Raw genomic sequence first — 13,202 nt, 5'->3', positions numbered from 1 at the left:
AATATAGTTGCTTTCTATAGCTGAGTCTATGGGTAAAGTGAATCTCTAGGCGGGTTGGTTGAAAAAAATAAAGCATAATTAGTCAAAAATTATAGATAGTGATAGAAAAAAGTTATAGCAAAGGTGGAAAATTGGGATTTCTCGCTCGTTAGAGGAAATGATGCTTGTATTTTCTATCTTTTGTTTCGATGAAAAAGATTTCTGCAACATTTTCCCGCGGCCTTGCCCTTTGGCACATTCTCGCTGTCGTGACTATCCTCTTTTGGGGGACGAGCTTCGTGAGCACGAAGGTGCTCTTGAATCACGGCTTTTCGGCGGTGCAGATTTTCACGTTGCGGTTCGTGGTGACGTACTTGTTGCTCCTCGCTGCCTCCCATAAAAAGTTCCGTTGCGAAAACTGGAAGCACGAATTGATTTTGTTTGTGTGCGGGCTCACGGGCTGTACGCTTTACTTTTGGGCCGAAAATACGGCACTGACGCTTTCACCGTCGAGCAATGTGTCGCTGATTGTCTGTACGAATCCGCTACTCACGATGATTTTTGCAGGGCTTATTTACAAGAGCGAACGTCTTTGCAAACGGCAAATTATCGGGTGCCTTGTCACGTTTGTCGGGATGGTGCTTGTGGTGTTGAATGGAAAGTTTATCCTGAAGCTTTCCCCGGTGGGCGACTTGCTGGCGTTTAGCTCGGCGTGCATGTGGACGATTTATTCTTTGATTGTGCGTCCGCTGAATGAAAAGTATTCTACGCTTTTCATAACGCGCAAGATGTTCTTTTATGGGGCGCTTTCGTCAATCCCGGCGGTGTTCATCGAGGCTGGCGGTAGCGTTCAAAAGGCGCTTGATGTTCCGTGGCTAAATTTTGCGGAGCCTGTAGTCTCGTTTAACTTTATTTGCCTTACGGTGTTCTCGTCGCTATTTGGCTACTTGATTTGGAATAAAGTTTTAAAGCAAATCGGGACGGTCCTCGCAAGCAACTACATTTATGCAATTCCGCTCGTGACGATTATTACGGCGGTGATTGCACTTGACGAAAAAATAACAGCCGTCGCGATTGCGGGTGCGGCGGCTATCGTTGCGGGCATGGTGCTCGCGGAATGGAAACCGCGAAAATGACAAAAATAGGCGGGAGGGGTTGAAATCCCCGTATGTTTACTATATTTTTCATAGGTATTGCCTTATGCGGTAAAACGCTGTATCGTGTCGCTAACGATGCGATATAAGAGAATCCCGTGAAAGCCGGGAACGGTCTCGCCGCTGTAAGGGAGGACGAAACCAGCATAAACCAATGCTTGCCGCAAGGCGGGTGTGAAGGGGCTGGAAGTAGAGCGATCCCCGAGTCAGAAGAACTGTAAGGCACAACGGGCGCTTTGCGCCACGGGTTGTTAAACGGTGCGAAAGACATCGCTTTGCATAGCCACGCGTTTGCGTGGGTGTTTGACTGCGTGCAGACGCAGCCTTTTAGACGTTCGCGTGTGCGCGACCGTACTGCTTGCGAGCGTTTCTAGTTTTTCCGAAGAGTTTATTCAGGATTTAGGGGAATCGTCTGTTTACGGAGTAACGTCCGAAAACGTAAAGCCTTTACAGGCATCTTCAAGCTATGCCGAAGTCTTGCCCGAAGCTTGGGAAGGTCGTTCGCTTTCGGCCGCTGAAGTCTTGGCGTCTTTGCCGGGCGTGCAATATACGCGACAGGGTGGTGTTGGGAGTTTCCAGACCGTGAGTATTCGCGGAGTTTCGGCAAAGAACATTGTCGTTTGCATGGATGGCATCCCGCTGAACGATGCGTCGGGCGGTGCGGTTGATTTTGGCTCGATTGATTTGAACCAGATTGAAAAGATTGAAGTCTACAAGGATCGTGTGCCGGCAAAGTTTGGTGGTCGCGGCATTGGCGGTGCCATCAACTTTATCACGAAAGGTTCGAAGCCTGCCGAAGCCGTGCTCAAGCCGGAAGAAAAAAAATCGGGTCGTGTGCTTTTAAGCTATGGTAGCCATAATACGTGGGAAGCTTCGACACAGTTGCTCTCGCGCTTGACGGATAGCGCATCGGTGAGCGCGTCTTTGTCGGTGCGCCATAGCGATAACGATTACGAATTTAAAAGTCAAAATGGAACGCCGTACAATCCCGATGACGATTTTACGGATACGCGTCGCAATGCGGAGTTTACAGAATATTCGGGGCTTTTCAAGGCTCGCGTTTTGCATGCAAATGGTGTGTTCTCGACATTGAATATGAATTTTAGTCGCTCGGAAGGTGGTAACCCTGGACGCGATGATTACCAGACGTCTGTGGCTGGGTATAAGGGCGAGTTTGCACAGACAACATATCGTGCTGAACTTCCGCAGTTGCTCGGTTGGCTTTGGCTGGAACTTTCGCTGACGGGAAAATATGAAAAGGCGACTTCGCATTCGTATTATCAGTTAGATCACTTGGGTTATGATTTACCAGGCTTGCAGGAATATGGCGCTGCAGGTTACACTTTGGTTCCAGAAGTTGTTGCGAATTATTCTGGTGAACGCCTTGAGGCCAATGTGCGTTTGTCGATGGACGCGGCCTATTATGAAAAACGTGGAACCTCGTCGAGTAAATGGAACTTGATGCGTATTGCGACAAATGTCTCTGGCGATGTGTCCTATGATGTTGTTAAGAATCTTTCTATCGGTGGTGAAGCGTCTGCGTCGATTGTCAAGGACGAGGTGCATGGTGGAAAGTTTGTGCAACCGACGACAGCGAAGTCGCTGAAAACGGAAAATGTGCGAAACGTTTCTTGGACAAGCCGCGGCTTTGTACGTTATGACGCACCGAATTCTCGGTATGGAGGCAATTTGAGCTTTGGCCGTTTTGCTCGCATGCCGCAACTGATGGAAGTTTACGGTGTCTATCCGGGAATGCTCTCGAATCCGGATTTGAAAGATGAATCGGCGCTGCGTTTTGAAATTGGTGGCTATTACATGATTCCGAAAAGCAATACTGCCATTCGAGCAACATATTTCGAAACACATGTGGATAATGGAATTTATTGGCTGGTGAGTGGAGGATTTTCGAAACCGGTCAATATAGGTGAATCTCATGTGCGTGGGCTTGAAGCAGAACTTGAAAGCAAACCGAAAAAATGGCTTTCTGTGATTTTGCGTGCAACATTCCAGGATGCTGAAGATCGAAGCGATGAGAAGTATTACTATGGTAAACAAATTCCAAATGAACCCGCGCGTTCGTATTATGCCGAGGCCCGATTTGACTTGCCGTATCATCTTGATTTGACATGGACTTCGGAATATCGCACTGAAATTTTTGATGACCGTGCAAATCGCATCAAGCAACCTGCTGTGGATTTGCATCATGTCTCGCTTGGCTATGCACCTTTTGAAAAAACACGACTTGTTTTTGCTCTCCGGAACTTGACGAATGAAACGTATAGAAACCCGTATATATCATACCCAACTCCGGGGAGAGAGTACAAATTAACATTAACACAGGGGTTTTAAACCCCGCGCAGAATGTGACTTGCAAAATCTGTAATTCATATCGTCTGCGAAAAACATAAAAAGGAACCACTATGAAAAAATTCCTCATGCTTGCTACGGCATCGTCCCTTGCCCTCTATATGACGGCTTGCTCGGATAACTCCACTTCTGCTGATGATGATCCGCTGAAGCCGGCTTCGGTTTACGTGTTCGGCTCTGACTACAAGACAGGCGAACTTCGCTGGGTTAACGAAGACGGTGTTTCTGATAAGTCTGTACAATTCAATCAGGATTCCAAGATTATCGGTATTGATGGCAATCTTTTCGTGCTCGAAAGATATGGTGCTGATAACCTTGCTCTTGTTGATGCTTCGGAAAACAAGGTCAAGTGGCAGGTTGAATTGGATGATGGCGCCAATCCGAGTGACGTTGTGAAAGCCAACAAGGATGAAGTCTGGGTGGCTTTGGAAGGCGCTGCCAAGTTTGTGAAGGTTGCTGTTAAGGATGGCAAGATCACGAAGACTGTTGAAACGAAAAAGTTCAATCAGGGTAAGGCCTCTACTCCGAACCTCGTTGATTTTGAAGTGAGCGGCGATACTTTGTTTGCTCTCTTCCAGCGTTCTGAAAATTACGCTTATCCGGCTCCGGGTCTCCTTGCTTTGTACAAGCTTAGCAATGGCGATCTCCTCGACACGATTAAGCTTGCTAAGAAAAACCCGATGGCAATGGGCTTTGCCAAGGGTAAGCTTTACGTTGCTTCTCAGGGTGAATACAATGAAGCCTATGGCACAGATGCTGACGACAAGCGCGGTATCGAAGTTGTTGACTTCTCTAAGAAGAATTCGTCGATGGTTGTTGACGGTAAGAAACTCGGTGGTGGTGTCTATGCATTTGCTGTAGACCCGGACGGTGTTGGCTATGCCGCTATTTATAAGGGCTATGGCGATGTTCCTCTTGCAAAGGTTGATCTCTCTGAAAAGTCCGTGAAGACTGTTTCTGATGTGAGCGACGTCGAAGGTTCTCTCGTCTTTGACGATGTTGACGGCATCCTTTACATTGGTGACCGTGGCTCTAAGGGCGGCCTTTATTCTTACGATGAAGGCAAGCTCAAGAAGATTGATGCCCCGAAGGACATGCTCCCGGTTTACGGCATCGCTCTTGTGAGATAATTGATTGATGCCCCGGCGCAATGGTCGGGGTGACAATTTACTTAGTTCGAGGCGGCTATTCCTAGCCGCCTTATTTTGTATAGCATCATGCGCGGGCTTACAGAAAGGTCGCGCCCGGCGGCGCTCATGTTGCCGTCATGACGGCGGAGCGCTTCGCTCAAGATTTCTCGCTCGTAGCTGTCCATCAGCGTGGCGAGCGGGCTGTTGCCTTCGGGGAGTACGGATGTGCCTGACGTGACGTCGGTTTGTAGCGTGGGTGGCAAATCGTAAGCGTTGATGCAAACGTCAGTGGTGGCGAGGCATGCGTGTTCAATGCAGTTTTCGAGTTCGCGCACGTTTCCTGGCCAGTGGTAGCTCATGAGCATATCGATGGCAGGCGAGCTTAAACGCAAAATTTTCTTGCCGTATTTGTAATTCATTTTTTCGATGAAATGGTCGGCTAAAAGCAAAATGTCCGTCTTGCGCTGGACCAGTTCGGGGAGCGAAATCTGGAAAATGTTCAGACGGTAATAAAGATCTTCGCGGAACGCCCCTTGCTGCATCATGGCTTCAAGATTTTTGCCAGTGCTTGCGATAAGGCGCACGTTACAGCGCTGCTCGATGTTGCTGCCGAGGCGCTTAAAACGTTGTTCTTGAATAAACTGTAAAAGCTTGATTTGCGCAGGGAGTGGCAAGTCGGCAACTTCATCAAGGAATAGTGTGCCGCCGTTTGCCTGTTCGGCCTTGCCGATGTGACGGTTGGTGGCGCCTGTGAATGCTCCACGTTCAAATCCGAAAAGTTCGCTTTCAAAAGAGTTTGCGCCTTCGGTGAGGGCGTCGCAGTTGAGCGCGATGAACGGGCTTTCTTTGCGGTCTGAAAATTCGTGAATGCTCCTTGCTACGTATTCTTTGCCGGTGCCTGCTTTTCCGCGGATGAGGACTGTTGCGCTTGTGGGGGCGATTTGTCGTACGAGCTTGCTCACTTCGCGCATTTCGCGCGTGTTACCGATGAGTTCGCCTGGAATGCCTTCGATGATGTTACGGATTTTTTGGCATTCGATGAGGTGTTCGTTTTCGATGGATTCGAAGTTGTGCTTTAAAATTCCTTGAATGCTTTTAAGAAGCTCGTCACGCTTGCGAACCTTTTGGATTTTCTCGACAATGGCCGCGAAAGTCGTGTTTTCAAGGGATTGTATATCCATGTTTATTCCGAATTCCCTGTTGCTGCGCCGGGCCTGCGGTAACCCGACGCAGCTCTAGGAGAGATGAACGAGTTTAATATAGCAAATATTTTGCTATTTGTTTTACAAAAATGTAATAAACTGAATAAATTTTACAAAAATGTAATGAAAAGGGCGGAAATTAGGCGATTTTGTACAGTGCAAAGGGGTAAAAGCATTGCTAACTTATAGTCTGTTAATTAAAAATCTCTGAAATGGCGATCCCGGAACCCCGGAAAATATCCGGGGCAGGCTCAGGTCCGGGATGACAAGACGGGGAAGACATTAAGGGAAAAAAATGAACAATAGTCGTAATAAGGCCATCTACGATATCGCAACTGCTCCGGTGAGTGCTGTGATGCCTGCCGCTCCTGCGAATGTCGATTTTTATGGCGAAGACGTTTTCAATGCCGATGCCATGCGCACCTACCTCCCGAAGGACATTTGCGAAAAGCTTCTCGCAACGATTGACGAAGGTGTCGCTCTTGATCCGAGCATCGCTGGCGATGTCGCTCATGCAATGAAGCGCTGGGCAATGGATCGCGGTGCAACGCACTTTACGCATTGGTTCCAGCCTTTGACTGGCTCGACTGCAGAAAAGCATGACAGCTTCCTTGAACCGTCTGGTTGCAAGGCAATTATGGCCTTTAGCGGCAAAAACTTGATTGTCGGTGAACCGGATGCTTCTAGCTTCCCGAGTGGCGGCCTCCGTTCTACGTTCGAAGCTCGCGGCTATACGGCTTGGGATCCGACTTCTCCGGCGTTCATCAAGCGTCACGGCAATGGTGCTACGCTTTGCATCCCGACCGCTTTCTGCAGCTATACGGGTGAAGCTCTCGACAAGAAGACTCCGCTCCTCCGCAGTTTGCAGGCTCTTTCCAAGTCGACTCGCCGCCTCATGACTTGCTTCAAGGCTGGTCCCAAGAAGACGACCGTCACGCTCGGCGCCGAACAGGAATACTTCCTCATCGACAAGAGATTTTATCTGCAACGCCCGGACTTGTACCAAGCCGGCCGCACGATTTTCGGTGCTACTCCTGCAAAGCACCAACAAATGAATGACCATTACTTTGGCAGCATCCCGAGCCGCATCTTGAACTTTATGAACGATGTGGAAAAGGAACTGTGGAAGCTTGGCATCCCGGCAAAGACTCGCCACAACGAAGTGGCTCCGGCTCAGTTCGAACTTGCTCCGCTTTTTGAAGAAGTGAACCTTGCTTGCGACCATAACATGCTCGTGATGGAAACGCTCCGCAATGTGGCTGACCGCTACGGTCTCGTTTGCTTGTTGCACGAAAAGCCGTTTGCTGGCGTGAACGGTTCTGGTAAGCACAACAACTGGAGCCTTTCTTACGGCAAGGGCAATTTGCTCAATCCGGGCAAGGACCCGCACCAAAATGCCGTGTTCCTCACAGCCATTTGCGCCATCATGTATGCCGTCGATACGCATGCAGATTTGCTCCGCATGACTTGCGCAGGTGCTGGCAATGATCACCGCCTCGGCGCTCACGAAGCTCCTCCGGCAATCATCTCCATTTACCTCGGCGATCAGCTCACCGACGTGATTGAACAGCTCGAACAAGGTGTACCGAAGTCCAGCAAGCAAGCTGGCGCCATGAAACTTGGTTCCGATACGCTTCCGCCGCTCCCGCGCGATGCTACGGACCGTAACAGAACTTCTCCGTTTGCATTTACGGGCAACAAGTTCGAATTCCGTGCACCAGGTTCTAGCCAGAGCTGCTCTGAACCGAATGTTGTTCTGAATACAATCGTCGCTGAAGCTTTCGACTTGATTTCGGATCAGCTTGAAAAGCTTGATGACAAGAACTTCCACACGGGCTTGCAGAAAATTTTGCAAAAGATCGTGAAGGAACACAAGCGCATTTTGTACAACGGAAATGGCTATACCGAAGATTGGGTGAAGGAAGCCGAAAAACGCGGCCTCCCGAACATCCGCACTTCGATGGAAGCGCTCAAGGCTTTGACGAAGGAAGAAAATATTGCTCTCTTCGAAAAGTATGGCGTAATGAACCGTGCCGAAATGATTTCCCGTTACGAAGTGAATTGCGAAGACTTCCACAAGCGTATTCATATCGAAGGTGAAATTGCTCGCGATATGGCAAAGAATATTATTTTGCCGAAGGTCGTGGAAGCATATTCCAATGCGCTCAAGACAAACGAAATGGCTTTGAACCAAGGATTCCCGGGTCTTGACGGTTACGCCAAATCGCTCGGCGAAGGCTTGACTCGTTTGACGGCTGCCATTGATGTGATGGAAAAGTCTCTTGGTGGACTCCATGAAGGCATTGTCGATGCGATTGCCGCTCTCCGCAAGGAAGTAGATGGCTTAGAAAAAATCGTTCCCGACGAACTCTGGCCCCTGCCGAAGTATAGAGAGATGCTTTTCATTTACTAATGAAAAGCATGGCCTCCCGTCGAAGGTGGGAGGCCTCAATGCGCATTCGTTTACTAATGAAAAGCATGGCCTCCCGTCGAAGGTGGGAGGCCTCAATGCGCATTCATTTACTAATGAAAAGCATGGCTTCCCGTCGAAGGTGGGAAGCCTATATGCCCATTCATCTACTAGTCGTTGGCTGATGACTTGTGTGCAATTTGAAAAGTCGCGGGAATGTCTCGCGGCTTTTTTTATATAGAGTCTGAATTTTAGTCTTTTTTTCTATTATTGGAAATAAATACTTGAAATGTGTTCTGTAAAGGGAATTTATGGCTAAAAGGTATTACAAGGTTGCTGAACATCAGTTTTCTGTTGATGCTGACGAAGATATGTTTTCGTTGATGCAAAATTATGAACCTTTCGTTGTAAATGATGATGACGCTTGTGATGCTGTTTTCTCACTTTCTATTGTACAGGGTGCTTACGTTGAGTATGTGGAAGAAATGCGCCAGAGCGAGGAAGGCCAAGATATTATCTGTGGTCATACCGCTGAAAATCTGCCGACTTTTGAGTTTGTATTAAGGAGCGTTTCAACGGGAATGTTGGTTTGCTCAAAAGACTACAAGTCGGCAAAACTTTATCTGCCCGAAGAAAAATCAAAAACCCATAAGTTTTCTATTGACAACGCATTGATGGTCTTGTATGCTTTGGCTACAGCAAATCTTGGAACGACTTTGTTCCATGCCGCTGTGGTAACTTATCAAAATTGTGGATATCTGTTCCTTGGAAAAAGCGGAACGGGGAAAAGTACCCATGCAAGATTGTGGCTGCGCCATATCGCCGGTACGGAATTGTTGAATGACGATAATCCTGTCGTTCGCTTTTTCGAAGATGGCTTGTGCGCCAAAGTTTATGGAAGTCCTTGGAGTGGTAAAACTCCATGCTACAAAAATATGGATGCTCCGTTAGGCGGCTTCGTTTTGTTGGAACAGGCTCCGCATAATAAGATTGAACGTTTACGTGGCGTGTCGGCATATGCGGCGCTGTTGCCTAGTATTTCTGGAAAGCGCTGGGACAGGGCTATTGCTGATGGCCTGCATCGTACAGAAAATTCGCTTGCTTCGCATGTTCCTGTTTGGCATTTGGAATGTTTGCCGGATGAGGCTGCTGCTAAACTTTGCTGTGAGACGATTGCGTGATTTCGGATGATTTTATTCTTTCAGAGGCGATTCGCCTGGTTGACGACGGCGTGGCCGTTACGTTTCCGGTGAATGGTGTAAGCATGTTGCCTTTTATTATAGGTGGCTCTGAAAAAGTTATCCTCGAACGTCCAGAAGGTTGTAAACGCGGGAGTGTTGTGCTTGCCAAAGTTGAAACTGGTAATTATGTAATACACCGCATTGTGGCGATAGACGGAAATCACGTGACCTTGATGGGCGATGGCAATTTGTCGTTGCGGGAACATTGCAATTGGGATGATGTTCGTGCAAAAGTTGTTTATGTTGTAAGTGCTAAGGGCAAAAAACGCTCATTAGAAACGTTTTGGCGGAAATGTGCTGCAAAATTGTGGTATATTCTACTACCTTTTAGACGTTACTTTCTATGGTTTTATAAGAGGGTTAAATTATGAAAATTAAGAATGGTTTTGTGCTGCGCGATGTTTGCGGTGAACAAGTAATTATGGGTGAGGGTGTTGGCGCTCTTGATTTTGGTCGACTCCTTTGTTTGAATGAAACTGCATCATGGTTGTGGAAACAGGCTGAGGCTCAAGGTGATTTTACGGTAGAAAGCCTTACGGATGTACTTTGTGAAGAGTATGACGTGTCAAGAGACGATGCCTTGAAAGATGTGGCATCGATTGTTAATGAATGGCAGAAAGTAAACGTGGTTGAATGAAGTACGTTGCTTGGCTGTGGCATGAACTGCGCGGATTCCGTGCAAATATCATCATTCGCATAATGGTGGGTGTCGGGCGTGTTGCGTTTGGACTTTTGATGATATGGCTCAGCAAGCAGTTTATTGATGAGACTATCCGTACGGGGACAAATGATGATGTTATCCGTATGGTTGTTTTTTTGGTACTTACGGTTGTTGGCTCTATTGTACTTCGACTTGTGTATTATTACATGAATGCAAGTGCAATGGTGCGAAAGTCGAATGCTTTGCGCTTGACTTATTTTGAGTTGCTGTTCGAACGGAAACTGTACGGCAGCAAGCCTCTACATTCGGGCGATATTTCGTCGAGACTCACGAAAGATATTGAGACGGTCTGTACATCTACGATGGAAACGATTCCAGATATGTTGGTGACGGGCGTGCAACTCTTGGGTGCGTTTCTCATGATGCGTTGGTTCGATGTACGCTTGGCATGGGCGCTGTTGCTCTTTACTCCTGTAATGATTGTGGTTGGAAAAATGGTCTCGCGAAAGTTGCGTCAGATGACGCTTGATATTCGCGATGGAGAAAGCCGTATCCAGATGCAGGTGCAGGAAGCAGTGGAATATAATGCGGTGCTGCGTTCGCTCGAAAGTGAAAATTGGGTGACGGGGCTCTTGAAGGGAAAACAGAAAAAGCTGGAACATGATGTTTTGCGCCGTACGCGATTCACGACGATTTCGCGTTTTTCGCTGGGCTCTGCTTTTGGCCTTGGTTACTTACTTGCGTTTGTATGGGGTGGCCTTGGGCTGCGCGATGGAATAATTACAATCGGAACGATGACTTCTTTTTTGCAGTTGGTGGGGCAAATCCAACATCCGATTTTGACGCTTTTGAGAATGGTTCCGCAATTGATTCATTCGACGGCGAGTATTGATCGTTTGGATGAATTGAAACGCGATGCCGGAGAAGTTCCGGTAAAGCGTGATGAGTCGCATTTGTTGGATAGTGTTGCTGCGCAAAGCGAAAATGCTGTTCGAGTGGGTGTCCGTCTGGAAAATGTGAGTTTTGGCTATGAGACGGAAAATGCGCAAAAAGGAAATAGGGAAGAAATTATTTCGCATTTTTCGCATGATTTTAAACCGGGCAGCAAGTCGGCCATTATGGGTGAAACTGGAACGGGAAAGACTACTTTGTTTAGAATCTTGCTCGGATTTGTTGCTCCCGATGAAGGCCGTGCCTTGATTTATTTAGAACATGATGGCACTGCATTTGAACGTGTTGTTGCAAAGGATACACGTAAAGAGTTTGTGTATGTTCCGCAGGGCAATACGCTGATGAGCGGTACGATACGGCATAACTTGCAGTTCGCGAGGCCCGGCGTCGGAGACGCCGAGATGCGGCAGGCTTTGCATGCCGCATGTGCTGATTTCGTCTTTGATTTGCCGGAAGGCTTGGATACGAATTTGGGAGAACGTGGCCGTGGCCTTAGCGAAGGCCAATCGCAACGTATTGCGATTGCGCGTGGACTGTTGCGGCCCGGAAATGTTTTGCTATTCGACGAAATCAGCGCCTCGCTTGACGAATCGACGGAAAGCGAACTTTATAGGCGCTTATTTGCAATGTTCCCTGAAAAAACGATGATATTTGTGACGCACCGCCCGGCAGTATGCGAACTCTGTGACGAAGTTGTTCGAATCAAGCCTAATTAAATTTTAGTTTTTATTTGCGTTTTAAACTAGCAAGTGCAAAAATAAGCGAGATGGCAATCCCGATATGGGGAATGTAGGCGGGGAGTGCAATTTTTGCAGTTGACGCAAAAATTGCGGGGATAAGCCCGAAAAGTCCACCGACAACAACGCCTGCGTACCACAATGTTTTTTTGATGTTGAACTTTTTGTGTGCTATGATTGCGACTGCAAGCGGTGCTACAATTCCCGGTGTGTAGACGGAATACGCCATTGTTAAAAGCCCTATAATATCTTTGCCTTGGAGTGCAAGGTAAGTGGCGATGATGCCGATAGCGACAACGATCAAACGAACTACAGAAATTCGACGTGTGTTCAGTATGTCGCTTCCGAAAATGGCTGCGGAATTGATGAGGCATGTGTCTGCTGATGAAAGCAGTGCCGATAAAAGTCCGACGGATAAAAGTGCAGCGAGTGGTAGCGGAAGCACGCCGGAGGCGAGGCGGAATAAAGGATTCACGCTATTGCCGGCTACATTCGGTGCGTAAGTGGCTGCCCACATGCCGAGCAAAACGATAATCACGCTAAAGACGAGGATGGCGAAACTTCCGATGACAACGGCCTTGCGCGCCGATGAAGAATCTTTCGCAACGAGGTTTCTTGAAATTACATCGGGGCCGAGGAAATAGGCTCCGCCGACGGTAAATAACATCATCGCTAAATCTGAGAAACTGAATTTTTCGTTCAAGAGATTAAAGTTTCCGAAAGAGGCAAGGCCTGCGGAAGTCCCATTTGACAATGTCGCGCTTTCTGCGCCGGAAAAACCGCCGAACAAATAAATTGCGGCGGCGAAAAATCCAAGAGTCAAAATTCCAAATTGCAGTGCGTCAGTGCGGACAACAGAAAGTTGCCCGCCTAAAAGCGTGTAGACAATCACGATGACTGCTGTAATCAAAACGGATTGCGTGCCTGCATCATGCCCAAGCACAAGTCCGATGAATCCTGCGACAGCGGCAAACTGCGCAGCGATAATTCCAATCCATGAAACGGCAATAATAAATGCGACGAGCTTTCGTCCTGTTCTCCCGACCGTCTTTTCGGCAATTTCAGGGAGTGTGCGTACATCGAGATCGTGAACCGGTTTGCTCAGGAATGCGGCCTGGAACCAGAAGCCAATTGCTCCGACGCCTAGCCACCAGAATGCGGCAAAACCGATACTTTCGGCACGTGCGGCGATGCCCACTGTTGCGGAAGCCCCAAGGACAGTGGCCATGAGGCTCATGAAAACGAGCGGTGAACTTTGTTTACGGCCTGCAACGACGTAATCGTCGAAATTCTTGACCTTGAACAAGTCGCGGATGCAAATGAATCCAAGGACAAGAAAGTAGATGATGAGAAGTTTCATGACCTAAAGT

Annotated in this window: 10 protein-coding genes and 1 riboswitch; of the genes, 8 read left to right on the top strand and 2 right to left on the bottom strand. The window is 47.9% G+C overall.

The window, feature by feature from the left end; all coding sequences use genetic code 11:
- Positions 1-188: 188 nt before the first annotated feature.
- The 3 genes from BUQ91_RS13160 (at position 189) to BUQ91_RS13150 (ending at position 4,630) form a co-directional block, all read left to right on the top strand.
- The gene (locus BUQ91_RS13160) at positions 189-1,115 is read left to right on the top strand and encodes a DMT family transporter (RefSeq protein ID WP_074209602.1); all 927 of its coding nucleotides are present in this window, start codon (positions 189-191) and stop codon (positions 1,113-1,115) included.
- A gap of 62 nt (positions 1,116-1,177) precedes the next feature.
- Positions 1,178-1,371: riboswitch (cobalamin riboswitch) on the top strand.
- 65 nt (positions 1,372-1,436) lie between these two features.
- The gene (locus BUQ91_RS13155; RefSeq protein WP_175566642.1) at positions 1,437-3,482 is read left to right on the top strand and encodes a TonB-dependent receptor; all 2,046 of its coding nucleotides are present in this window, start codon (positions 1,437-1,439) and stop codon (positions 3,480-3,482) included.
- A gap of 71 nt (positions 3,483-3,553) precedes the next feature.
- Positions 3,554-4,630, top strand: coding sequence for an NHL repeat-containing protein (locus BUQ91_RS13150; protein WP_072829480.1), 1,077 nt, complete (start codon positions 3,554-3,556; stop codon positions 4,628-4,630).
- A 41-nt stretch (positions 4,631-4,671) separates the two neighbouring features.
- Here BUQ91_RS13150 and BUQ91_RS13145 read toward each other — a convergent pair whose 3' ends face one another.
- Complete coding sequence (locus BUQ91_RS13145) at positions 4,672-5,811, bottom strand: sigma-54 interaction domain-containing protein (protein ID WP_072829478.1); 1,140 nt, start codon at positions 5,809-5,811, stop codon at positions 4,672-4,674.
- A gap of 376 nt (positions 5,812-6,187) precedes the next feature.
- Here BUQ91_RS13145 and BUQ91_RS13140 point away from each other — a divergent pair, with 376 nt between their 5' ends.
- The 5 genes from BUQ91_RS13140 to BUQ91_RS13120 all read left to right on the top strand — a co-directional run bounded on the left by BUQ91_RS13140 (position 6,188) and on the right by BUQ91_RS13120 (position 11,811).
- Positions 6,188-8,245, top strand: coding sequence for a glutamine synthetase III family protein (locus BUQ91_RS13140; RefSeq protein WP_175566646.1), 2,058 nt, complete (start codon positions 6,188-6,190; stop codon positions 8,243-8,245).
- Positions 8,246-8,553: 308 nt separating this feature from the next.
- Positions 8,554-9,423: a hypothetical protein gene (locus tag BUQ91_RS13135; protein ID WP_074209599.1), complete on the top strand. Its 870-nt coding sequence runs from the start codon at positions 8,554-8,556 to the stop codon at positions 9,421-9,423.
- The gene (locus BUQ91_RS13130) at positions 9,420-9,854 is read left to right on the top strand and encodes a S24/S26 family peptidase (RefSeq protein WP_217693441.1); all 435 of its coding nucleotides are present in this window, start codon (positions 9,420-9,422) and stop codon (positions 9,852-9,854) included. Before BUQ91_RS13135 ends, BUQ91_RS13130 begins: the two co-directional genes overlap by 4 nt.
- A complete protein-coding gene (locus BUQ91_RS13125; protein WP_072829473.1) occupies positions 9,851-10,120 on the top strand; it encodes a PqqD family protein in 270 nt (89 codons plus the stop codon). The genes BUQ91_RS13130 and BUQ91_RS13125 overlap by 4 nt, the downstream gene beginning before the upstream one ends.
- The gene (locus BUQ91_RS13120) at positions 10,117-11,811 is read left to right on the top strand and encodes an ABC transporter ATP-binding protein (RefSeq protein WP_074209598.1); all 1,695 of its coding nucleotides are present in this window, start codon (positions 10,117-10,119) and stop codon (positions 11,809-11,811) included. Before BUQ91_RS13125 ends, BUQ91_RS13120 begins: the two co-directional genes overlap by 4 nt.
- 10 nt (positions 11,812-11,821) lie before the next feature.
- On the opposite strand, the gene BUQ91_RS13115 is transcribed toward BUQ91_RS13120, so the two are convergent.
- Entirely contained in the window at positions 11,822-13,192 is a 1,371-nt protein-coding gene (locus BUQ91_RS13115) for a sodium:solute symporter family protein (RefSeq protein ID WP_074209597.1), read from the bottom strand.
- Positions 13,193-13,202 lie beyond the last annotated feature (10 nt).

Source organism: Fibrobacter sp. UWB11, from assembly GCF_900143015.1.
In the GTDB taxonomy this organism is placed as follows: domain Bacteria; phylum Fibrobacterota; class Fibrobacteria; order Fibrobacterales; family Fibrobacteraceae; genus Fibrobacter.
The sequence above is the reverse complement of the archived record's forward strand: the minus strand, read 5'-3'. Positions and strand labels throughout refer to the sequence as shown.

Excerpts from the sequence above, each read along its gene's own strand:
- BUQ91_RS13145 (WP_072829478.1), bottom strand. The coding sequence starts at position 5,811 with ATGGATATACAATCCCTTGAAAACACGACTTTCGCGGCCATTGTCGAG.
- BUQ91_RS13160 (WP_074209602.1), top strand. The coding sequence starts at position 189 with ATGAAAAAGATTTCTGCAACATTTTCCCGCGGCCTTGCCCTTTGGCAC.
- BUQ91_RS13135 (WP_074209599.1), top strand. The coding sequence starts at position 8,554 with ATGGCTAAAAGGTATTACAAGGTTGCTGAACATCAGTTTTCTGTTGAT.
- BUQ91_RS13120 (WP_074209598.1), top strand. The coding sequence starts at position 10,117 with ATGAAGTACGTTGCTTGGCTGTGGCATGAACTGCGCGGATTCCGTGCA.
- BUQ91_RS13140 (WP_175566646.1), top strand. The coding sequence starts at position 6,188 with ATGCCTGCCGCTCCTGCGAATGTCGATTTTTATGGCGAAGACGTTTTC.
- BUQ91_RS13115 (WP_074209597.1), bottom strand. The coding sequence starts at position 13,192 with ATGAAACTTCTCATCATCTACTTTCTTGTCCTTGGATTCATTTGCATC.
- BUQ91_RS13150 (WP_072829480.1), top strand. The coding sequence starts at position 3,554 with ATGAAAAAATTCCTCATGCTTGCTACGGCATCGTCCCTTGCCCTCTAT.
- BUQ91_RS13125 (WP_072829473.1), top strand. The coding sequence starts at position 9,851 with ATGAAAATTAAGAATGGTTTTGTGCTGCGCGATGTTTGCGGTGAACAA.